20 protein-coding genes are annotated in these 22,015 nt (G+C 40.7%); 17 read left to right on the top strand and 3 right to left on the bottom strand.

Going from position 1 to position 22,015, the window contains the following annotated elements:
• Positions 1 to 2,285, top strand: a 2,285-nt coding sequence (locus DAHG_RS21395) for a hypothetical protein (RefSeq protein ID WP_034456889.1), incomplete at its 5' end; no start/stop codon positions are given.
• Positions 2,286 to 2,973: 688 nt separating this feature from the next.
• A complete protein-coding gene (locus DAHG_RS08725) occupies positions 2,974 to 5,010 on the top strand; it encodes an InlB B-repeat-containing protein (RefSeq protein WP_022937963.1) in 2,037 nt (678 codons plus the stop codon).
• 182 nt (positions 5,011 to 5,192) lie between these two features.
• Here the strand turns inward: DAHG_RS08725 and DAHG_RS19195 are convergent, their stop codons facing one another.
• Entirely contained in the window at positions 5,193 to 6,686 is a 1,494-nt protein-coding gene (locus DAHG_RS19195) for a glycoside hydrolase family 10 protein (protein ID WP_022937962.1), read from the bottom strand.
• A gap of 185 nt (positions 6,687 to 6,871) precedes the next feature.
• On the opposite strand from DAHG_RS19195, the gene DAHG_RS20555 reads away from it, so the two are divergent.
• Positions 6,872 to 8,251: a glucosaminidase domain-containing protein gene (locus DAHG_RS20555; RefSeq protein WP_051151194.1), complete on the top strand. Its 1,380-nt coding sequence runs from the start codon at positions 6,872 to 6,874 to the stop codon at positions 8,249 to 8,251.
• A 49-nt stretch (positions 8,252 to 8,300) separates the two neighbouring features.
• Here the strand turns inward: DAHG_RS20555 and DAHG_RS08710 are convergent, their stop codons facing one another.
• Complete coding sequence (locus DAHG_RS08710) at positions 8,301 to 8,819, bottom strand: hypothetical protein (protein WP_022937960.1); 519 nt, start codon at positions 8,817 to 8,819, stop codon at positions 8,301 to 8,303.
• 173 nt (positions 8,820 to 8,992) lie between these two features.
• Between DAHG_RS08710 and DAHG_RS08705 the strand changes: the two genes are divergently transcribed.
• The 11 genes from DAHG_RS08705 to DAHG_RS08655 all read left to right on the top strand — a co-directional run bounded on the left by DAHG_RS08705 (position 8,993) and on the right by DAHG_RS08655 (position 18,053).
• Entirely contained in the window at positions 8,993 to 9,415 is a 423-nt protein-coding gene (locus tag DAHG_RS08705) for a TFIIB-type zinc ribbon-containing protein (RefSeq protein ID WP_022937959.1), read from the top strand.
• 60 nt (positions 9,416 to 9,475) lie between these two features.
• Positions 9,476 to 10,048, top strand: coding sequence for a hypothetical protein (locus DAHG_RS08700; RefSeq protein WP_022937958.1), 573 nt, complete (start codon positions 9,476 to 9,478; stop codon positions 10,046 to 10,048).
• A gap of 22 nt (positions 10,049 to 10,070) precedes the next feature.
• Positions 10,071 to 10,421: a DUF2500 family protein gene (locus DAHG_RS08695; RefSeq protein ID WP_022937957.1), complete on the top strand. Its 351-nt coding sequence runs from the start codon at positions 10,071 to 10,073 to the stop codon at positions 10,419 to 10,421.
• A gap of 76 nt (positions 10,422 to 10,497) precedes the next feature.
• Positions 10,498 to 10,875: a DUF2500 domain-containing protein gene (locus DAHG_RS08690; protein WP_022937956.1), complete on the top strand. Its 378-nt coding sequence runs from the start codon at positions 10,498 to 10,500 to the stop codon at positions 10,873 to 10,875.
• Positions 10,876 to 10,968: 93 nt separating this feature from the next.
• Entirely contained in the window at positions 10,969 to 11,631 is a 663-nt protein-coding gene (locus DAHG_RS08685) for a response regulator transcription factor (RefSeq protein ID WP_022937955.1), read from the top strand.
• Complete coding sequence (locus DAHG_RS19185) at positions 11,615 to 13,075, top strand: sensor histidine kinase (protein WP_022937954.1); 1,461 nt, start codon at positions 11,615 to 11,617, stop codon at positions 13,073 to 13,075. The genes DAHG_RS08685 and DAHG_RS19185 overlap by 17 nt, the downstream gene beginning before the upstream one ends.
• Before the next feature lie 95 nt (positions 13,076 to 13,170).
• A complete protein-coding gene (locus tag DAHG_RS08675) occupies positions 13,171 to 14,022 on the top strand; it encodes an ATP-binding cassette domain-containing protein (protein WP_022937953.1) in 852 nt (283 codons plus the stop codon).
• Positions 14,023 to 14,024: 2 nt separating this feature from the next.
• Complete coding sequence (locus DAHG_RS08670; RefSeq protein WP_022937952.1) at positions 14,025 to 16,277, top strand: M1 family aminopeptidase; 2,253 nt, start codon at positions 14,025 to 14,027, stop codon at positions 16,275 to 16,277.
• Positions 16,270 to 16,986 (top strand): hypothetical protein, encoded by a 717-nt coding sequence (locus DAHG_RS08665; protein ID WP_022937951.1) that lies wholly within the window; start codon positions 16,270 to 16,272, stop codon positions 16,984 to 16,986. The genes DAHG_RS08670 and DAHG_RS08665 overlap by 8 nt, the downstream gene beginning before the upstream one ends.
• A 55-nt stretch (positions 16,987 to 17,041) precedes the next feature.
• Positions 17,042 to 17,710 carry a CPBP family intramembrane glutamic endopeptidase gene (locus DAHG_RS20550; protein WP_022937950.1) on the top strand — a complete coding sequence of 223 codons (669 nt, stop codon included), beginning with the start codon at positions 17,042 to 17,044 and terminating at the stop codon, positions 17,708 to 17,710.
• 22 nt (positions 17,711 to 17,732) lie between these two features.
• Positions 17,733 to 18,053, top strand: coding sequence for a hypothetical protein (locus DAHG_RS08655; protein ID WP_022937949.1), 321 nt, complete (start codon positions 17,733 to 17,735; stop codon positions 18,051 to 18,053).
• 35 nt (positions 18,054 to 18,088) lie between these two features.
• Here the strand turns inward: DAHG_RS08655 and DAHG_RS08650 are convergent, their stop codons facing one another.
• Positions 18,089 to 19,045 carry a D-2-hydroxyacid dehydrogenase gene (locus DAHG_RS08650; protein ID WP_022937948.1) on the bottom strand — a complete coding sequence of 319 codons (957 nt, stop codon included), beginning with the start codon at positions 19,043 to 19,045 and terminating at the stop codon, positions 18,089 to 18,091.
• A 201-nt stretch (positions 19,046 to 19,246) separates the two neighbouring features.
• On the opposite strand from DAHG_RS08650, the gene DAHG_RS08645 reads away from it, so the two are divergent.
• From DAHG_RS08645 to DAHG_RS08635, 3 genes are read left to right on the top strand one after another with little or no spacing between them, the layout of a single operon-like run.
• Positions 19,247 to 20,257 carry an ABC transporter substrate-binding protein gene (locus tag DAHG_RS08645; protein WP_022937947.1) on the top strand — a complete coding sequence of 337 codons (1,011 nt, stop codon included), beginning with the start codon at positions 19,247 to 19,249 and terminating at the stop codon, positions 20,255 to 20,257.
• Between the two features lie 8 nt (positions 20,258 to 20,265).
• Complete coding sequence (locus tag DAHG_RS08640) at positions 20,266 to 21,180, top strand: ABC transporter permease (protein WP_022937946.1); 915 nt, start codon at positions 20,266 to 20,268, stop codon at positions 21,178 to 21,180.
• The gene (locus tag DAHG_RS08635) at positions 21,180 to 21,980 is read left to right on the top strand and encodes an ABC transporter ATP-binding protein (protein ID WP_022937945.1); all 801 of its coding nucleotides are present in this window, start codon (positions 21,180 to 21,182) and stop codon (positions 21,978 to 21,980) included. Before DAHG_RS08640 ends, DAHG_RS08635 begins: the two co-directional genes overlap by 1 nt.
• Positions 21,981 to 22,015 lie beyond the last annotated feature (35 nt).

Here is a 22,015-nt window from a genome sequence, read left to right as displayed (position 1 = left end):
AGGATTATGTCAAAGACGGTTATGAGTTGACTGAAGATGGCAAAGCCATTCCATTAGCTGAATCAAAATCAGTTGTTGTGACAGATCCAGAAGCAATAGAAGGTGAAGTCATTGAAGGTAACCTCTATGTTGATGTAACAACAGCGAAAGCATTAGAATTAAAAGGTGTAACCGTAAAAGGCAAATTGGTTGTTATTGGTGATAACCAAACAGCTGGTAAGTTAACGATCACTGATTCAAAGATTGAAGCAATCAGTACACAGACAAGAAATACAGAAGTCGTATTAAGCGGCGAAACAGAAGTTAAGACAATCGTATTGGAAGAAACAGCAGCGGTAACACCGGATAAGAACTTCAAAGGGGAAGTAGAGAAGATTGAAGTGCAGTCAACAACCAAAGGTGAAATCGTGATTGAAGTCCCTGCACAGGAAGTAAGTACACGGACATATGCAAGTGTCGATATTCAGGCACCGGTAGAAAGCCTTGAAGTAAAGACCGATACACAAATCAAGGTGAATGCGGATGTTAAGAATGTTGTGGTAACAGAAAGTGCAAAAGATACGAAGGTAGAAGTATCAAAAGGCAGTACAGTAGGCACAATTACAGCTAATGCTCCGGTAAAAATTGAAGGTAATGGTACAATTAACAAAGTTGAAGCAAACGTTGATGGCGTAGAAGCTGGAAAGGATACAGTAATTAAAGATGTAGAAACAGGCAAAGATGTTGAGCAAGCACCTGAAGTAAATAAACCTTCAACTGGTGGTTCATCGGGGGGTTCTAGTACAAGTTCTTATACTGTTAAATATGCAGTTGATGGTTCAATTACATTTGATGTGCCAGCAGCGGTTACCGTAACAAGCGGTTCAACTATAACAGAACCAGCAAAACCAGAAGATCCAGATAATGGATATTCATACAAATGGGTTACTTCTGATGGCAAGCCATTTGATTTCAGCAGTAAGATTAGAAACAGCATGACGTTAACATTAATTCTGACAAGTAATGATTTTGCAGGTGGGAATGGCAGTGAGCAATTTCCATATCTAATTGAAAATCATGAACAAATAACTAAAATCGGAGATCACTTTAGTACTAAAGATAGTTACAATTATAAATTGATTTCAGATATTACCATTCCAGCTGGACATATCCAAATGAGCAATTTTACGGGAGTGTTTGATGGGGATAATCATACTATTACATTACCAGATAGTGATTCAGTTATCAAAGATGCAAAAGGTGGTATTGCTTATTCATGGTTTGCATCAAGTTCATACGGAGATGCTACATTTAAAAATTTCACACTTGAGCATGGTTCACAAGGAATTTTATCATTATTGGAAACAGCTAATATGAATATCATTAATAGCTCAGATGGTAAAGTTTATGAATCAGTAATAAATGAAAATACTATTTTATTTGATTCAATCACAATTAATTCTAAAGATAATAAAGTGGTTGAGGTAACTGTTAATGATAATAATGAAGCACCGCTAATAACTTTCTCAGGCGCTTTGAATACTGTATTTAATGATGTTGAGAATAATTTAAGCGTTAAGAGAACTTCAGGTAATGTTTATGTGTCATTCTATGTTGGTGGCTATGTACAAACAAAACTTGGAGCCATTGGATTAAACCGTACAAAATATTTGAAATTCAATAATTGTGTTAATCACGGTAATATGGATGTAACATATGCTTCTTTATATCTAGGTAATGGCAGCCAAGGTGATAATCTAGTCATTGAGGTAAATGATTGTACTAATACGGGTGTGATAAATGGCTATCAAGAATCAGAGCCTTTTGCGGCAAATGAGCATGGTAGCTTAACTGCCGATATGAAATCACTTAATGATAATCTAAAGGATAATAATTATACGAATGTGGATGAAATGAATATCAGTTATGATGAAACCGCAAAGAAATATAAATTCAGTAAACAAGATGCAGTCGAATATCGTGTAACTTATACGGCTTACGCTAGAGATGATAACGGCACAGTAATGATTAGTGTTGAATTGAATAATGATAATTTAAGTTTAACTGAATCGAAGTATGGAAAGTTAAGAATGATAGCTTATACTGATGATTATTCTGAATGCGAATTCACACCGCTTAATTCTTATGGCATGGAATATTATGTGGATACAGATAAAGATTTAATTGTTGTGAAACTTGGTATTTATGCTGATTATGATGGTATTCAGCTGAACAGTGCTGCAAGAGTAACGGTTACTGCAATTGATAGTAATGGTAAAGTAATCGCAATTGGTACTGCTAAGTAAACACAGGGTAATATACAGTTAAAACTCCAGACTTTATGCTTGGAGTTTTTTCATGATTATTTTGTATGTTAATTCATGCTGTTTAAATAAAAAATTAATTTATTTTGTTTTTACTCACATGATCCAAAACAGAAAACTTGAAATTATGAACCTTTTTGCGAGTAAATAGGAAATATAATATATAGTAAATATATACTTTGATGTGTTTTCACATAACGATTAAATATAGTGAAAAGGGAAAAACAAATATTCCATTATCATAAAGACAATATTAATTATGATTTTATGTTGTTTAAGTCTATTATATACATTTTTTGGCTGCTAATTTTGTCTTTATTTAGTATTTAAATTTGCTTTATAAGTATTCTAACTTTTTTATATAACAAAACGAAATAGTGTGTCAAAAAGTATACATTATGAGACACTTTATTTACCTTAATTATAAGCCTGTTTATAGCATTTGTAAAACGATTTTTACCATATTTTGTATAATTTTAGCCCTTTTTATACTGTCTTATAAGGTATACCTTATAAGACAGTTTTATTTTATGCGGGGGAATTTATGAAAGAATTACAATTAGCATGTTTCCCCGTTGAATGATTTTAGTAGTGGAAGAGAAGAGGGATAGCTATACATAATCTGTAATTGTTTATGAATGCGCAGAAACGAATGAAAAGAGGGAAACAGATGAAATTCAAGAGAATGATTGGTATTATTTTATCTTCTGCAATGGCAGCAGTGTTAGTTTCAGGTAGTTATGCTACTGAAATATTTGCTGAATCAGACGAATTTAATGAAGAAGGAAATATTGAGATGGTATCGCATACAAATGCGGATGGTGAAGAGGAATACGCTTTATTACTGCATGGACATTCAATATTTATTGACACAAGCCGAGTTGATGATACATATACCAAAATTTATGATGATAAAAATCATAATGGTTTACTTGATAGCAGTGATCCAGAAATTGATATTAAGTCTTTAGGTGAAGAGGTTGGAATCGATATTGATTCTTATCCAAATAATGGTTATGATTGCACAAATGTTGTTATTTATGGTGTTGGCGGCTTCAATGATGATTATTATTCAGAGCATACTGGCAATGTTATGATTACTTATAAGGGCGGTGCCATTAAGGGTATCGTTGGTTCTACAGGTGGCTGTGAACAGACAGGCGATTTTATATTTAATACAATGGGCAGAGATACAGGTGAAGTTGAGTTCATAGAAGGAGCTGGCGCTGGTACATGGAATGGGGATATCACAATGGTAATCTATGGAGAAACTCCATTTCATGAAGTATATGGCGGATCAAAGAATGCTGAAACAATAGTCAATGGTAACGTAATGATTCGCTCACACGAAACATTTACAATAGCTGGAGTCTTTGGTGATTCTGCATATAGCCCTACAAGCGGCGGTGTATATGCAGGCGGTGAGGGTACAACAATTAATGGCGATTTTGAATTCTGGATTCAGCCAAATCAAGAATATACTATTTATGATCTTGATAGTTCAAAAGCAACAATTACCGGCGAAGTGAAATATACGCTGAGCGCTTCACACTTCTATGGTGATGTTAGAACAAATGACAAGGCTGATGCTACAATTAAGGCAGGCGGTATCTCAACTTGCAATGAAAATTCTGTAATATATTTAAATAAAGACGTAGTTATCGATCCTAGTGATACAGTAATTGAGTATAGTAGGTACGGAATAAATATTGAGCCAGAAATTAAGGCTTTAGGAACGGTTATTGTGAAACCAACAGATGAAAGTATTGTATTGACTAATGCTGATTCGTATAAAGGTGTTAATTTATTAAAAAATACAGGTTATGTTTTGAATGATCAGAATGAAATAGTTATTGGCAGAGCAAATAAGGATGTAATGATGATTACTTTGGAAACTGGAACAAGTCAAATGCTTGAACCACAACTAGAGATAAAGGGAGATGCAGTAAAATTACCAAAACCTACACGTTCAGGTTATGAATTCGCGGGCTGGAGCGATGGCACGACTACTTATGCGCCAGGCAGTGATTATACTGTTCCAGAAGCTGATGTTATACTTACCGCTGTTTGGAAATCTGTTTCTTCGGGTTCTAGTTCATCCCCTACATCTTCAAACGGTTTTGTGAATAAAAAAGGTGAAACCTACTTCTATGAAAAAGGTAAACCAGTGCAGAATGGCTTTGTGGTTGTAAACGATAAGGATAAACTGGTTGAAACGATCAAGCCGGATAATATGGAGGAATTATCTGATTCCGATTATAAGGCTTATTATGCTAAACCTGATGGTACAGTTGCTAAGGCGGAATGGATCGTTCTTGATAAAAACGGCAAACTGATTGATACCCTGCCGCTTGGTGAGTTTAAGAAGCAATATGGTAATGAATATAAAGTATATCTGGCAGATACCAATGGTAAACTAATCAGATCATGGAAGGATACAGAAAATAACTGGTATTATTTCAATGCAGATTTCTCGGCAAAATATGAATATTGGCAGGCTCATTATGAAGACTGGTATTATTTTGATAATTATTCATATCTAAAGAATACATGGCATGCAACAGATAACGGCAGATGGTATTACCTTGATGCAGAGGGTAAAATGGTTAGAAATCAGTGGGTTGATGGCTGCTGGATCAATGAATTAGGTATTTATTGGAGTCCGATTTATTCTGATCCCGAATTTATAGCAAATTATAAGCAATAATCAAAAATATGTAGCAAATTTGCAAATGATTAGCTGTAAATTGTGAGCATTCGATAAAATTCGATTCAACAAATTTACTTCCCAGATATTGAAAAAAGCTCTTTGAGTCCAAAGCGGTGACTGAAAGAGCTTTTTAGTGGTGTAAAAAAAATCAGCGCCTAAGCGCCGATTCATTTCGATAATTAACAGCTGATAACACTGCCGTCCTGAGCTACAGTACAAGTATCATTACCAACCGTATATGTACCTGAACGTTTCATGCTGCCAGCAAATTCACCAGTATTTTCAAGCAGATACTGAACACCGTCAATAGTTTTCAAGCCCGTCTGCATGATGCCGTTTGCTGGATTTAAATAATACCAATGAGTGCTGTCACCGGCAATCCAGCCCGTCTGCATTTCACCAGTCACAAAATCAAGCAGGTACCAGCATTGATATTCATCCTTGAACCAGCCGGTTACTTTTTGATCATTCTTATAATAATACCAAGTATTGCCGCTTTGTACCCAGCCATTCTTGCCAGCCGGTTTCTCACTGCCTTGATTGTTATTTGTACTGAAAACTTTTTTTAGATTGTTTAATTCAGTCTGTGAGCCGGAAGCTACTAATTGATCATATCTGAATAACGCATAACCGCTGTAGCCTAATGCTGCGGCTTTTTCAGCCTGTGTTGCGAGATTGTCTGAAGACCATGCCCAGCCGGCGTCACCGCTGCCCTGACCATTAACTTTATAAAGTGCCAAGCCAACTCTTAAATCAATGTTCTTATTCGTCCAAATATTTTTGAATGCTTTGGCACGATCAGAGAACATTGTTGTCGTACCGCTGGTGCCATATTGATCAGTCCAGTAAATCTGCGGCATAACATAATCTACATAGCCTTCTGTTGACAGCCATGTGTCAATGTCAGCACCATGATCACGGTCATTATCCAGATTGCCCTGCGGAGAGATACCAAAGACTTTATCCGAACCGGCATTCTTAACCGTTTGATAGACACGTTTCACAAGTGTATTAACATAATCCTTGCGCTCCTGCTGTGAAGTGTTGCCGTATGTACCGGATACATAGAAATAATCATCAAAGTGAATGCCGTCAACATCATAGTTATCAACGATTTCTCTGACCCCTTCGACAATCGCGTTCTGCGCTGTCTTGCTGGCCGGATTTAAAATCATTTTATGCTGACCGTCATTGTCATATTCAATTAAATCATCCTGCGCAAAATCTTTAAAGTATTCTGAGCTCGCAAAACGCTGTGTTTCAGATGTCTTTAATGAAATGCGGAATGGGTTGATCCACGCTTCAAATTTCAATCCCTTGCGGTGAGCAATCTCAATCATCACTTCCAATGGATCATAGCCTGGATCTTTCATGTCTGAATTCAGCCATTCTGCCCATGGATAATTTGCCGTTGGATAGACCGCGTCATTAAATGCACGCACATGGACAATCAGTGTATTCAGATTGTTGTCAAGGGCATTGTCACAGATCGCGGTGAATGCTGATTTAAATTCACTTTCATTCTTATCCTTCAAATATTGCTGAAAGTCAAGATATGAGACCCAGACAGCTCTTGATGTCATGGCATCTTCTGCTTTTACGGCGGTTGGAACATTAAATACCGCCAGCATGACTAAAGCTGCCACGAACCCTTTAAAAAGTTTTTTTACCATATTCAAACTTCCTCCTCTCATCAAGTATACACTACCAAATCACTAATTTCATTAGAAAATTCTCCCAGATCCTTCCAAATCAGGCTCATCATTGATAAAATAAGCGTTTGTGAAATTATGTGAAATTAACGAACGACTTTGAAAGCGGCAGTTTGTTGCTTATAATAAATAAAAAGGGTGAATTTATGGCAGCAAAGAGAAAAAGAAAACGTTACCGTTTGACTGAAAAGGGAAAAATAGCGGCAGGTGTAATCTGCGCGGCTTTTGTTTTGATGGGCACACTGCTTTTTATGTTATCTGAGGGTTATTTTGAACATACAGATCCGCAGATTGTCCGCCTTGTATCTGCTGATGCTACGATACCTATCTATGAAACAAGCACCTCTGAAACACCTTTTACCTATGTCACTGCTGATAACGCTTATGGAGCGGATGCGGCACTGATCAGTCAGTCGAGACATCGTTATGAAATCATGCTTGCCGGCTGCCGCGGCTGGATTAAAATGGAGAATGCCGAGCTGTCTGAACAGGGATATGATTATCCTTCTTATTATACGGTTGATGAGCGGCAGAATTTGATCCATATGGTTAGTACCAATCTTAATGAACCGATTTATATGCCAATCGTGCTTTGCGCAGCGCCTTCATGGCTGAAGCAGGGTGAGATTGTTTACAGCTATGACGGACATTATTTTTATCGTTCATTAGATCAATATTTAGCGGATTTGAATAACCGCCAGATGGCCAACAGCATTAATTCAATCCCGTTTTACAATTATTATCAGTATTTGCCGATGCATTCAGCAACCTCATTAAGCGGCAGTCAGCTGAATGGCTGGCTGAATAATGAAAAAGCTGATTATGCCCCGGCCTCAGTATTAGCGGATGCCGGTGAAGCGTTTATTGCCGCCCAGCAGGAATCAGGCTGCAATGCCTTATTAATATATGCGGTTGCGATGAATGAGAGCCGCTTCGGCACCAGTGATTTCGCAGTCAATCGTTACAATCTATTTGGATATAATGCGGTTGATGGCAATACCGCTGCTGCAGATACTTATGAATCCGTTTATGATTGTCTGCTTACTTATACGACCGCCCATTTGAACTGGGGCTTTTTCGATGCCCTTGATTCTCGCTATCATGGCAGCCATCTTGGCGATAAGGGCAGCGGTTTAAATGTGATGTATGCTTCTGATCCTTATTGGGGTGAAAAAGCCGCCGGTTATGCCTATGCTGTAGATAGCTATTACTTCAGTCAAGATTATAATAAATATAAAATTATGATCAAAACCGATACCGGCAGCGTAAATGTCAGAAAAGACGCGTCAACCCAGATAGCCGCAATCAGCCAGCTGTCATCGACCGCTAATGTGCCAATCCTTGTATTAGAAGAAATACAGGGTGAATCAATATCCGGGAATTCACTCTGGTATAAAATTCAAGTTGATTCTGTGCTAGATGAAAATCATGAGCTGCATGAATTTAACGGTGTTTTTATCCCATATTCATTAAGTGATTCTATCGGTTATGTACATTCTCAAAATTTTATTCCACTGCTTCAATAAGCATAATAAAAATGCACTCATTTAATTAAAAATGGGTGCATTTTATTAGTTATTCCATGTTGCTGCTGTTGAGCGTATCGATAATGTTTCCCGAAGGATCAAGATAATTAACAATAATATCCTTGCTGCCGGCTTCTTCACCAAGCAATACCTGATACATGAAGCCATACATATACAGCATCAAGATTGATAACGAATCCATCAAACCTACCTGACCATTCTCTAAAGTTACATCAAATTGGGTGAAATCATCATTCACACTGATTTTTGTAATGTTGGGGAAGGTTTCTGTATCCTTTTCAATCTCATCCAATGAGGTTCTGATCTGCGTCTTGTATTCTTCTAAATACTTTGCATATTTATCGGCGTCAAAGACGAGTGTCACAGAACCATCCTCGTTGGTAGTCATTGACTTATAAGCATCATTATTGCTTAATGCCGTTGCGGCATCAGTCCCCGCCATTTCAAAATATTCCTTTGGCAAAGTGATTGTCACATCTTCTTTTTTTACAGCACAGCCGCTCAGCATGAGGGTTAACGCCAACATGCCGCTGATGAATCGTTTCATTATTATTTCCTCCCCTATAAATCATTTACTGATTTCTTTATCTTAATAGTATCTGAATTAATCAGAGAATGCAAGTTTCTGTGAAAATTATGTGAGAGTGTGGAAATTAATGAAAGAAGTGGCAATCTCAGGCTTAAAGGTCTATAATTAAACCAATGCTGGAGGTGTTTTAAATGAAAATGAGTGATCGTTTTCGTAATTTTATGCGGGGCCGTTATGGGGTTGATCAGCTGTCTAACGGTTTAGTATTTTTATTTTTTATCTTAATTCTAATTGGTATTCTGACTCGCAATACCATTTTCACATGGATCGCGCTGATCCCAATGATTTTAAGCTATTACCGGATGTTTTCCAAGAATTTTTCTAAGCGTTATAATGAAAATCGCATTTATACAAATCTGATGAGTCCAGTCTATGATTTACTGGATAAAATTAAGGGCTTCTTTAATCGGAAAATTAAACGATTTAAAACGCGTAAGGAATATAAGTATTTTAAATGTCCTAACTGTAAGCAGGAGTTAAGGGTGCCAAGAGGCCGCGGTGAGATTACCGTTACCTGTCCTAAATGCAAACAGTCTTTCGACCGTAAATCATAGACAGCTTGAATGCTGTCTTTATTTTGGTTAAAATGGTTGAGTAGTGAGAGGAGAGAGAAGATGCTGGAAGGTTTATATTTGCTTGTTGTTTATCCGATATATACATTTTGGTTTGCCAATCATGCGTCAATTTTTGATGAAAATCTCTCCTATGTGGGAAACCTGGATCACCTGCATTGGGCTTTTATCCTTTGGGGTTTGCTGACTGTTCTCGCGCTGGCTTTAGGCTTGCGGACATGCATTGATCATTCCTTATTTAAGAAACGCAACCGGATGTTAGTGATGCTTGCGGCTTGTTTGCTGATGCTGGCTGTCACATTGCCGTATCGGCCTTTAGATCTGCCCTTGCTCTCTTTGATTCATATCCTTTTATCCTTTGCGGCACCCTTGAGTCTGCTGGCGGCTGTCTTCATGATCTTTATGGATCTGCGCATGCTTTACCCATCGCTTATGGCTCCCTATCTGAGCGTGTTTTTGCTGATCTGTGTCATCGCATTGGGAATTTATTTTAAATATGCCAGTGTAAATACGCTGGTTGAAATCTTTTTATCAATCGCGGTATCAAATCTGCTCAAATTTACGGCTAGAAATCTGACAAAAGTGTCAGGCAAGACTGATGAGTATCAGGTATAATGAGGGTGGAAGAAGGTGTGAAATGAAAACTCAATATGGTGATATTTCAATATTTTGGCCGATTCTTTTTGGCTTAATTCTCGCTGCTTTTCTGCTGCTGATCATCGTTAAGCTGAAACGTTTATATGATAACTTCCGCGCACCCAAAATCACTGTTTATGCAAGACTGCTCGATAAGCATGAGAATTCAGCGCCGATTCATCAGGGCGGCATCAGTTCACAAAGTATGACGGTTTCCTTCTCTTTTATATTTGAAACAGATTCAGGAATGCTGGAATTTAAGGTGAATCCGCAGGTTTATGCCGCTCATGCCGTCGGTGAGGAAGGCAGGCTGGTCTATAAAGGCAAGAAATTGCTCACCTTTGAGCGCTGATTATGACAAAAGTGTGAGACAGAAAGGCGGAACTTTCGGTATAATAGAAGTAGATATAGGATAGGAGAGTGAAAGTATGAGTATGGGAATGTTTGGCTTGATGGATACATTGTTTCCAATTATGTTTTTTACCATTTTTGCTATTGTGATAGGGGCGTTTATTTTTACTATTGTTAGGGGTATTACCACATGGCATAAGAATAATAATTCACCGCGTTTGGTTGTGAATGCCATTGTAGCGGATAAGCATGAGGATGTCAGTGTTCATCATCATAATGATAATGGCATGTCGCATTCAACATCAAGTACATCCTATTATGTTACTTTTACGGTTGAGGGCGGAGAACGGCTGGTGTTTCAGGTTGACCGGCAGGAATATGGCTATCTGATTGTGAATGATCAGGGGAAGCTGACCTTTCAGGGAACTCGTTATCTAGGTTTTGACCGTGAATAATCAAGCAGGTTCGCCTGCTTTTTTTCTGATTTTGACATAACTCCACACAACCTCCATAAACACATGGTATACTTTTGGAAACGGGGTGAGTGCATGAAGCATCTGTTAGTCGTAGAGGATGAGTTTGATATTCAGGAATTGCTGCAGAATTATTTAGAACATGCGGGCTATCAGGTAAGTGTGGCGGAGGATGGTGTGCAGGCATTGGAGCTGTTTCATAAGGGCAGCTATGATTTAGTGCTGCTGGATCTGATGCTGCCAAAGATTGATGGCTTTGGGGTCTGTGAGGTGATCCGCAGAGAATCTGATCTGCCCATTTTAATGCTGACGGCATTAGACAGTGAGGCGCATCAGCTGCGTGGTTTTGATTTGAAGATTGATGATTATATTACGAAGCCGTTCTCAATGTCAGTGCTGTTAAAGAAAATTGAAGCTGTGCTGCGGCGCTGTCAGCAGCCGGTCTCTAAGCTTATCACCTATAAAGAATTAGTCATGGATCTGAGTGCTTATCAGGCTTTTGTTAATGATCAGATCATAGAGCTGACACAGCGTGAGTTTGATCTGCTGAGTGATTTATTGATGAATCAGGGAAAGGTTATGAGCCGTCAGAGCCTGTTAAATCGGGTATGGGGTTATGATTATTTCGGTGATGAGCGAATCGTGGATACGCATATTAAAAATATCCGCAAGAAGTTAAACCGTGATTATATTGAAACGATACGAGGGGTGGGATACCGCATTGATAAAAGCAATTAAGAGCAACCTTTCCTTAAAGGTGTTTATGATTACCTTTGTTTTGCTGATGAGTGCCAGTATGCTGACTTATCTTTTTATATCATGGACGATGCCGATTACCTATAAAGCCGCGCAAAGTGAAGTGCTGAGTGCTGATGCTGAGGCGTTGGCGGCAACGCTGAATCAGCATACTTTAGAAGAAAGCGCTCAGCTGCTTGAAGAATTTTCACAACGGCATAGTGTAGAAGTGCAGCTGTCTGATAATCAGGGAAATCTACTGACACCGGCAAAGGATAAAACCTTTGATTCCAAGTATAACGCGTTTTTGCTTACCGATGATTTAGAGTCAATCGATATTGCGCCAAGTGATGAAATCGATACCGCGGTTGGCTTTTCTTTCACCTTTAAGGGTGACAGTACGACGTACACGCTGATTGCCAAGGGCAGCATGAAGGCGGTGAATCAGGCTGTCGAGGCTTTGAAGAAAACATGGCCTTGGCTGGTTTTATCGGTCTTTATTATTTCGATCTTAAGCTCATGGTTTTATTCACGCTATCTGACTCGGCCTATCGTGCAGATTTCCGCTATTGCCCGCAAGATGTCAGAGCTTGAATTTGACTGGCGCTGTGATGATAAGCGCAGGGATGAAATTGGCAGCTTGGGCGGCAGCTTAAATGAATTGTCAGAAAGATTGTCAGAAGCGATGAATGAATTAAAAAGGACTAATCAGGCGCTGCAGGCGGATATTGACCGCGAGCGTGAGCTTGAAGAGCAGCGGCTGGCCTTTTTTACGGCGGTATCCCATGAATTAAAAACCCCGCTGACCGTGCTGAAGGGACAGCTTGAGGGGATGAGTGATGGAATCGGTGTCTATGCCGACCGTGATAAATATCTGCGCCGTTCTTTAGGGGTTGTCAACCGCATGGAAGAGCTGGTCGCGCAGATCGTTGCCGTATCTAAGATGGAAAAAAATGATTTTGATTTACAAAAAGACCGCTTTGATCTGGGCCTTTTGTGCAGGGAATGCATTGAGGCATGCCATGAATTAGCCTTGTCACGCCATGATCAATGGGAGTGTGTGATTGAGGAAGAATTAATGGTTGTCGGCAATCGAGCGCTGATGCAGAAAGCATTGGATAACATTCTCTGCAACGCTATTGTTTATTCACCGATGCATGCGAAGATAACCGTTCGTGTGTATCAAAAGGAACACTTCATCAATTTTGAATGCGTCAATTCGGATACCGAAATACCTGCCGCTTCATTACCGCATCTTTTTGAAGCCTTTTACCGCGTTGAACAATCACGCAGCCGAAGCAGCGGCGGCAGCGGTTTAGGCTTATATTTGGTAAAACTGATTGCTGATGCTCATCATGCCCAAGCCGCTATTCAGAATACGGCAAAGGGTGTCTGTTTTACATTAAGCTTTCCATTAATAATGAATGAATTGAAACAGGATCAGTAAGCGCTGATCTTTCTTCTACATTCAATCTCCACAATGGCTACATAAAGGCTTCATATTTAGCTGATACACTAAGGGCAGTTAAAAAGGAGAACTTTATGAAAATAACAATTGAAAACCTGTCAATGGTTTATCCAAATGGCAAAACAGCACTTGATCAGATTAGCTGTACCTTGGAAAGTCCTAATCTGATTGGTTTATTAGGGCCTAATGGCGCCGGCAAGTCAACCTTGATGAAATTGCTGACAGCCGCACTTGTACCTACGTCGGGCAGAATTCTTGTCGATGGCGAACCCTTGCTGAAACATGAACAGCAGCTGAAGCAGCAGCTCGGCTATCTTCCGCAAGCCTTTGGTTTATATGATGAATTGACAATCTGGCAGTTTTTAGATTATATGGCGGCATTAAAGCAGATTAATCAGCCGGCAAAGGCGATTGAACAGGCGATATGGGATACGAATCTAAATGCGAAAAGGAAAAGCAGAATCAGCAGTTTATCGGGCGGTGAACGGCAGCGGGTAGGAATTGCGCAGGCGATGCTTGATGATCCGCAGTTTTTGATTTTAGATGAGCCGACGGTAGGGCTTGATCCTAAGGAACGGCTCGATTTTCGAAATTTGTTTTCTAAGAAGGCACAGGATCACTTAGTCCTTTTATCAACACATATTATTGATGATGTGCAGTCGGTATGCAACCAGCTGATTGTCATTGATCACGGCAGAATCCTTTTTATCGGTACGCCAGCCCAGTTGATCGCATCGGCCCGCGGTCATGTCGCTTTGTTTAATGATCAGCCGGTAAGTGATAAGATTCATATAACTGCCAGAATCAATACAGCGGAAGGGATTCAATGCCGCGGTGTAGCGGAAAATATGCCTGCTGACAGCATGCTTGTGGAGCCTACCTTAGAAGATGCCTATATGTATCTGATTCAGTATAAGGGGGCGTAAAGATGGTTTTTCTTCATATTTTATTTGTAGAGTTTAAGCGTCTGCTTGTTTCAAAAGGTACATGGCTTGTGATGGCATGCAGCTTATGTATGCCGCTGTTGGGTTATTCTTTTTATACCCCGGCAAGTACCGCGACGGCATTCAGCGCTCAAATGGCAAATCCAATTTTAGCCGGCGGTCTGGGCGGTGCCTTTTGTTTCAGTGTCTTTACATTGATTGAGTATGATCGGATCAATAAATATCAGTGTGAGGCTGTGATGGACAGCATCATTTCACCATTAATTATGAGTTTTGCCAAATGTCTCTCTATTTTATTAATCGCATCTCTGACTTGGCTGGCAGCCCTTTGTCTCTATCTGCCAATTATGAGAGCGGCATTGGGTACAGCGTTTATACTCAGTGAAACATTGCTGGCGTTCAGTGTGATGATGCTTCCGACATTGTGGATGGGAGTATTGGCCTCAGCGGCATTTTACCAGCTTTTTCGCCGTATTGATTTAAGCTTTATCAGTTTTACTGCTTTGGCTTTATTCAGTATGAGTAAATGGTGCAGTGACCTGTATCTGATGCGCTGGATCAATCCATTAGTAACAGTATTCTCAAATGATTTCAATAACACATTGTTCTATCGGCTGGCGGCATACAGCCGTCTGCTTTGGCTTTTAATATTCAGTGCGTTCTATGTATTTTCATTGATCTGTGTCCGCAGCCATGGCTTAGGCATCACCGGCTCATTCAAGATTCATCTGCGTAAAATTTATCTGCCTTTATTGGCTTGTCTGCTGGCAATGGGCAGTGTTTGGATGGTTGTTTCAGAGCCCTATATTGATAAGGCGGCGCTTGTCCAAAAAGATGATGGGCCAGTCAGCGGCGGTATGGTTTACAGTGTTTCTGTTGATGATGAAACTGACTATCCGGATATCGACCTTCTGAATCAATATGTCAGATTGTCAGTGAACGCGCAAAAAGGCTATGTCGATGGCAATGCCAGTTATCAGCTGCATAATAAAACGCGTGAAAGTCAATGGGTGACGATGCTTTTGCTGCCAGGATATACAATCAATACGATTACCGCTAACGGCAAAGTGATTGAATATGTAGATCCAGGCATTGACCAGGAGTACAGTCAGCATCCGATCAAGATTCAATTGCCGGCTGATGAATGGATTGAGCTTGAAGTAAGCTACACCGGTCATCCTAAAATCGCCAACGCGGCACGTTCAACACTTATGGGAAATGAAATCAGCGCTGATTATCTTTTTATGAATTCCCTGTCAATCCTGCCGCAATTGTCATTAAATGAAGCTGAAAATTTTATCAATGAGGGGGAAGTGGTGCTGCCGGCAAATCTTGAATTGATCAGTTTAGGGAATGAGGCAGAAGTAGTCAGTGAAAATGCTTCAACTAAAACATGGCGGTTTACCAATACCTCAAGCAAGCTGCGCTTTATTGCCGGTGATTATGTAAAGCTGGCTGTCAAAGACAGTCCATTCCCGGTATATTTTTATTACAGCCGCCGTCATCAGCAGGAATTTGAAGCAATGGATATTGATAAGGTTTTGAGTGATACATTAAATTATTGTGCGAAGCAATTTGGGCTATTGCCTTACAGTGAAGATTATCCGCTGAATATTATCATGATCAGCGCGCATTTTATGGGCGGCGCTGCTAACGGTAATTTCAGCTTTATGGGTGAAATCTATTTCAGCAAAGAGAATCTAAGCAATCCAAGCAAGGGTGCCAGTGCCGCCGAGGTGATTGCCCATGAAATTATTCATCAGTGGTGGGGTGTTCATAGTTATTTAATGGATATGGAAAATACGGATTGGAGCTCGGAAGGCTTAACAGTTTATACTACCTATCGAATGATGAAGGAAAAATACGGAGAAGCATATGTTAAGCAGTTCTATATTGATCAATGGCTGAACAGTCTGGCGGCTTTGCGTAATAATTATTTTCTGCGCAATCCGGATATGCAGGCGATGCTGCCGGATAAATATCTATTGAGTCTTGAGCAGCTAGTCTTTGACGCTACGATTTATAACAAGATGCCGCTGCAGATTCTGAAAGCTGAACAGCTGATCGGTGAAGCTAAAATGGATGAAGTGCTTGCCAATCTGTTTGAAAATGGCGGGACAGAAATGCCGCCATATGTGACATGGCAGGATTTCCTTGACGCATGTAATTTAACGGAGGAAGAATTAATGCTAGATCAGGCCTTTATTGAAAGCTTAGGAGGGGAATTTAATGTTTAAGATTTATTATTATGAATTACGCAGACTGCTGGTAAATAAATTCTTTCTGTGTCTGTTGTTGATTACCGCCTTTTACAGCTATCAGACCATGAGCGGTGAAATCATTCTCGGTATCGCGGATACGGCGCCTTTTTCGGGCTGGAGCTATGGCGTTTATCTGGCAAAGGTCTTGCCGCTGCTGCTTGTCAGTCTGTTGTTTTTTATCAGCTTTCTGTATTTAAGAAAAGAACTGCAGGTTAAGGTATTGACCCAGACGGCACCCTTTTCAGCATCGGTTTATCGGCTGATTAAAACATCAGCAATCACCTCTGCCTTTATTTTGATCAGTCTGGTGCCGATCGCTATCAGCAGTTGGTTCTATGCCGCTTATTTTCATCTGGGCCCCTCGCTTGAGCAAGCTGCCGCGTGTCTTTATACGCTGGTGCCGGCCGCGGTATTTACCCTTGGACTTGGCTTATTGCTGGGGCGGCTGCAGCCATTATTGATTTATGCTTGTATGGCGGCAGCCTTGGTACTTGATGCCTTGCCGATATCCTTTGATCTGTATGGGCTGCGTTTTCTGTCGTCATATCCGCTTACCTTAAAGCGGTTAGATCCAATTTTTCAGATACCCTTGGAACAATTGATTCAGCGTCTGCTTTTGATTTGTGCCGGTTTGCTTATGGTACTGGCAGCATCGCATTTGAAAAATTCAGCGTCTGCGCAGTAAGTATTTGACAACCTATCACTTGCGGCTTAGAATGAAGACAGATAGAGGGGTATTTATGTCGACTAGAAAAATTCATTTCACATTATTGATGTCAGTGCTGTTATGGGCGGTACTTACGAATGCATGGGGAACATCCGCCCTTGTGTTTGGCACCCTTCCCAATCAGTGGGACAACTATTTATACGGATATCTCAGCAGACTTGTTTGGGCTTTGCCTTTTATCCTCTTGATTATAAAATATTCTGATCAGTTGTTGGTTGATTTTAAAGCGCTGTTTACACAGCGGCCGGATTGGCGTTCAGTATGCATTGTGTACCTCTTGATTACATTTTATCTGCTGGCTGGTATGGCCGCAAATCATGGTGGTTTTTGGGTCAATCATGAATTGAATCTGCTTCAGGAACTGCCTAAATTTCTGATTGTGGGTTTCAGTGAGGAAATCGTATACCGCGGCTGGGGAATGAATGTGCTTGCTGCTTCGATGCGTAAGAATAAGGCGAATCTCATCGCCAGCGGCTACTTTGTTTTGCTTCATTTTCCAAGCTATTTTATCCATTGGTATTTAGAGGGCTCATTGGCGTTATCCGTAATGCTGACACAGGCGGTTTATGTGCTGATTCTCGGTTTGGTATTTGGTTATTTATTTAAAAAAAGCAAGAATATTCTGCCTGCGATGTTGATTCATTTCTGGTCAGATTTTGGCTCTATTTTATTAATTGGTTAAGTATGATACAGGGGGAAGCAGGATGAAAAAGGAAAAAGTGATAAGGATTACGAATCATCGCCAACAGGCAATTTATTGGAGTGTCAGTTTTGCTTTGTTTGGCGCTGCCAATCTGATCAGCATGTTGAATAATTGGCTGTTGATTGTGCCGGCGGCGTATCTGTTTGTGTGGTACAGGTTTGACAAACACTATGTTGAAGAAAACATCGGCTATAAAGAAAAAAGATCTTTCAAAGATCTTTTGATTATCTTGCCAGGGATTATGTTCATGCGTGAAACAAGCTGGTACATTGATATTTTCATTAACTGGCTTACTCAGACACTGGGCAGTATGCTTGGCTGATAAGAGATTGAGGGCATCCTTTAATGGATGCTCTTTTATTGATGCTTACGATAACCGGTGGCGCGGTCAACAACATTCTTTAAAGGTTCACCTTTTAAATAAGCTTCGAGATTATCACTGACAAGCGTATAAATGAGCTCGGTAGTCAGCTTGAGATTGCTGCCGCCGGCGATATGCGGGGTAAGCAGCAAATTGCCGCAGTTCCACAGCGGATGGTTTAAAGGCAGCGGTTCAGGATCAACGACATCAAGGGCAGCACCATAGATTTCATGAGCTTTCAAAGCATCACATAAGGCGTCGGTATCGACCGCCTGTCCGCGCCCAACATTAATAAAAATCGCGGAGTCCTTCATCAGCTTAAATTGCTTAGCGGTAAAAACCTTTTCAGTAGCCTTTGAGTTAGGCAGGCATGAAGCAATGATGTCCATTTCAGGCAAAAGCTCATCAAGCTGATCCAAAGCCGCAATCGCGTCAACAAAGTCAGGCTGATCGGCAGTATTGCGGCGGATACCGGTGATCTTTGCGCCTAAGGCACGCATTTTAATGGCAAACTGTGAGCCAATATCGCCTAATCCAACGATTAAAACCTTTGATCCTAGGATGGAGGATACCTTGCCTGCATTCTGCCATGCGCGCAGATGCTGCTGATCGCGGTAGCTTGGCAATCTCAGCATCAATGACAGACAGACACCAATCATATATTCAGAAATGGCCGGGCCGTAACAGCCGCTGGCATTGCATAAGAGTACCGACTCATCTAAAGCCGCGGCATAGGCATCTGAACCGGCACTGCCTAACTGCATCAGTTTCGCATTTTCACAAAGGTCTAATTGATTCAGCAGCAGATTGCCGATGATGCATTCAGCCTGACGGATTTCTTCATCGCTGACTTCATGCTTTGATTTAAAGGTAAACGAACAATCCGCAAATCTTTTTTGGAGCTGCTGACGCTGCTCCTCATTTGTCTCAAGCAGATATAATATATTTCTCATAAGATCCCAACTTTCCTGTTAATTGTCGGACTCAGTGTATCATAAAAAGGTGTTTTCTTCAATGAATTAAGCAGGCTGAATGATAACTTGATGAAAATTATGAAAAATATTGAATAATGTGAAATAAATTACATATTTACTATTGATTTGCTTTTCAAAGGGCGGTAAAATAACGATATACTTTATGAAAGAGGGACGAATATGAAAAATAGAAAGATCATGCCTTTAATTCTGGCATTCAGCATGTGTCTGGCAGGGTTAAGCGGCTGCTCGCAGGACGCGGCAAATCCGAATAATGATTCAGGAAGTGATGATAAGCTGACTATCGGTATTGTTCAGCATCAGGAACATCCGGCGCTTGACTCAGCGCGGGAAGGCTTCTTGGCAAAGCTGAAGGAATTAGGTTATGATGAAACCAAAGTTGATTTTCAAATCAAATATGCGCAAGGTGAGGCAAGCACTGATGATCTGATCGCAAAGCAGTTTGTGAGTGACAAGGTTGATTTGATCTATGCGATTGCGACACCGGCGGCTCAATCAGCCTACAATGCGACAATGGATACTGAGGTACCGGTAATCTTTAACGCGGTTACCGATGCGGTGGAGGCAGGTATCGTTCAAAGCAATGAACAGCCGGGCGGCAATGTTACGGGTGTCAGTGACGCGGCGCCTTTAGAGGCACAGATCAAGCTGATCCGGGAAATGCTGCCGGAAGCTAAAACGATTGGTATGCTTTATAACTTAGGTGAAGTAAATGGTAAAATACAGGTCGATCAGGTAAAGGCAATGGCACCTGATTATGGCTTTGAGGTGAAAGAATTAGGTGTCAGTGCGACGACGGAAATTCCTACGGCGGCTGAACAGTTAAGCGGTGATGTTGATTGTTTCTATAATATTACCGATAACATGGTAGTAAATGCGACTGCCAGTGTTGTTGATAAGGCTAACGCGAAGAACCTGCCGGTATTTGCTGCAGAGGATGGGCAAATGGCGCAGGGACTGCTGGCTTCTGATTCAATCAGCTATTACAGTCTGGGTGAGCAGGCTGGACAGATGGCTTATGATATTCTTATTAATGGCAAAGCACCAGCTGATATTCCGGTAGAAACAGCTAAGGATACGACTTTGATTTTAAATCAGAAGGTTGCGGAAACATTGGGCATCGAAGTTCCGGAAGATTTATTAAAACGTGCTTCTCTGTTTGAAGAATAGGTGAGCTTATGGCCGATTTCATATTAGATGTACTGATACAAGGGCTAGCCTACGGCTTTCTTGCCCTTGGCGTCTATATTACTTATAAGGTCTTGGATTACGCAGACCTGAGTGTTGAGGGTTCATTCCCGATGGGAGCGGCGATTGCGGCCATGTGTATCATCAATGGCTGGAATCCGTTTCTCACGCTGATTGTCTCATTTATCGGCGGTTTGCTGGCGGGCTGCGTGACCGGTCTGCTGCATGTGATGTTTAAAATATCATCGCTATTAAGCGGTATCTTGGTCATGACTGGTATGTATTCAATTAATCTGATTATTACTGCCGAGAAAAGTAATCTGCCAATTTTTAATTATGATACCATTTTTACGATCGGTACCAAGCTGGCTAAACAGATTGATGGTGAATTGGGAATCTGGCTGGCTAAGCTTTATCCGGTTTTCCTGCTTTTGATTTTGGTGCTGCTGGCTAAATTCTTATTGGACTGGTTCTTGAATACGAAGCTGGGCTTTATGCTTCGCATCACTGGTGACAACCCGCAGTTAGTTGCTTCACTCGGACAGAATATCGGTCTGATCAAGATTATCGGATTGGCAATTTCCAATGGCTATGCGGCATTGTCGGGCGCGGTGGTATGCCAAGTATTAAAATACTTTGATATGCAGTTAAAGGACGGTATCATCGTACTGGGTCTTGCCTCTGTAATTCTTGGTATTTCCGTTTTTGGCAAGAGCAAGCATCTGAAATCAACCAGTGTGGTAATCTTAGGCGCTATCGTGTATCGTTTGACGATTGCTGTCGCCTTAAAATTCGGTTTACCGGCTTATTATCTGAAGCTGATTATGGCGGTGATTTTCATTCTGGCTTTAATCAGCAACAATGGCGTCTTTACCAAATGGCTGCCTAAAGGAGGCAAAGAGTAATGCTGGAGCTGAAGCATATCGCAAAAACATTTAACAAGGGACTGGCTAATGAGGTTGTCCTTTATACCGATCTGAATGTGGAAATCAAGCAGGGTGAATTTGTGACCATCATCGGATCTAACGGCAGCGGCAAATCGACCTTCTTTAATATTGTGTCAGGCAATATTCGTCAGGATAAGGGTAAAATTCTGTTTAAAGGCATGGATATTTCCAACCTGCGTGAACATAAGCGTTCAAAGTTTATCGGCCGAGTCTTCCAAGATCCGCTGAAAGGGACTGCACCCTCATTGACGATTCTTGAAAATATGGCTATGGCTTATAATAAGGGGAAGTTTTATGGCTTGAGCCGCGGTGTTAAACCGGAGCAAAGAGAGCTGTTTTCAAAAGAACTGGCCGGCATGCATCTTAATCTTGAGAACAAAATGGATGTCAAGGTCGGGGCTTTATCCGGCGGTCAGCGGCAGGCTTTATCACTGCTGATGGCAACTATGATTACTCCGGATCTATTGCTGCTTGATGAACACACAGCGGCGCTTGATCCGAAGACGAGTGATTTAATCATCGATTTAACCGAACAGATTGTAAAAGAAAAGGCAATAACGACGATTATGATTACGCATAATCTAAAACATGCCATCCAGCATGGCAATCGGCTGCTGATGTTTCATGAGGGAAAAGTAATCCTTGATATCAGCGGTGAAGAAAAGAAAAAACTGACTACTGAAAAGTTGATTGAACAGTTTAATTCATTAAATGTGATCGATGATATCGGGGATAAGTTAGCATTTAGTCAGATGTAAAGCATCTGACTTTTTACATGTTTTAAATGACGACA

The organism is Dielma fastidiosa, assembly GCF_000313565.1.
GTDB classification, from domain to species: domain Bacteria; phylum Bacillota_I; class Bacilli_A; order Erysipelotrichales; family Erysipelotrichaceae; genus Dielma; species Dielma fastidiosa.
The sequence above is the reverse complement of the archived record's forward strand: the minus strand, read 5'-3'. Positions and strand labels throughout refer to the sequence as shown.

Bases quoted from the DNA above. Each gene is read 5' to 3' on its own strand.
- DAHG_RS08725 (WP_022937963.1), top strand. From the start codon at position 2,974: ATGAAATTCAAGAGAATGATTGGTATTATTTTATCTTCTGCAATGGCA.
- DAHG_RS19195 (WP_022937962.1), bottom strand. From the start codon at position 6,686: ATGGTAAAAAAACTTTTTAAAGGGTTCGTGGCAGCTTTAGTCATGCTG.
- DAHG_RS20555 (WP_051151194.1), top strand. From the start codon at position 6,872: ATGGCAGCAAAGAGAAAAAGAAAACGTTACCGTTTGACTGAAAAGGGA.
- DAHG_RS08710 (WP_022937960.1), bottom strand. From the start codon at position 8,819: ATGAAACGATTCATCAGCGGCATGTTGGCGTTAACCCTCATGCTGAGC.
- DAHG_RS08705 (WP_022937959.1), top strand. From the start codon at position 8,993: ATGAAAATGAGTGATCGTTTTCGTAATTTTATGCGGGGCCGTTATGGG.
- DAHG_RS08700 (WP_022937958.1), top strand. From the start codon at position 9,476: ATGCTGGAAGGTTTATATTTGCTTGTTGTTTATCCGATATATACATTT.
- DAHG_RS08695 (WP_022937957.1), top strand. From the start codon at position 10,071: ATGAAAACTCAATATGGTGATATTTCAATATTTTGGCCGATTCTTTTT.
- DAHG_RS08690 (WP_022937956.1), top strand. From the start codon at position 10,498: ATGAGTATGGGAATGTTTGGCTTGATGGATACATTGTTTCCAATTATG.
- DAHG_RS08685 (WP_022937955.1), top strand. From the start codon at position 10,969: ATGAAGCATCTGTTAGTCGTAGAGGATGAGTTTGATATTCAGGAATTG.
- DAHG_RS08675 (WP_022937953.1), top strand. From the start codon at position 13,171: ATGAAAATAACAATTGAAAACCTGTCAATGGTTTATCCAAATGGCAAA.
- DAHG_RS08670 (WP_022937952.1), top strand. From the start codon at position 14,025: ATGGTTTTTCTTCATATTTTATTTGTAGAGTTTAAGCGTCTGCTTGTT.
- DAHG_RS08665 (WP_022937951.1), top strand. From the start codon at position 16,270: ATGTTTAAGATTTATTATTATGAATTACGCAGACTGCTGGTAAATAAA.
- DAHG_RS20550 (WP_022937950.1), top strand. From the start codon at position 17,042: ATGTCGACTAGAAAAATTCATTTCACATTATTGATGTCAGTGCTGTTA.
- DAHG_RS08655 (WP_022937949.1), top strand. From the start codon at position 17,733: ATGAAAAAGGAAAAAGTGATAAGGATTACGAATCATCGCCAACAGGCA.
- DAHG_RS08650 (WP_022937948.1), bottom strand. From the start codon at position 19,045: ATGAGAAATATATTATATCTGCTTGAGACAAATGAGGAGCAGCGTCAG.
- DAHG_RS08645 (WP_022937947.1), top strand. From the start codon at position 19,247: ATGAAAAATAGAAAGATCATGCCTTTAATTCTGGCATTCAGCATGTGT.
- DAHG_RS08640 (WP_022937946.1), top strand. From the start codon at position 20,266: ATGGCCGATTTCATATTAGATGTACTGATACAAGGGCTAGCCTACGGC.
- DAHG_RS08635 (WP_022937945.1), top strand. From the start codon at position 21,180: ATGCTGGAGCTGAAGCATATCGCAAAAACATTTAACAAGGGACTGGCT.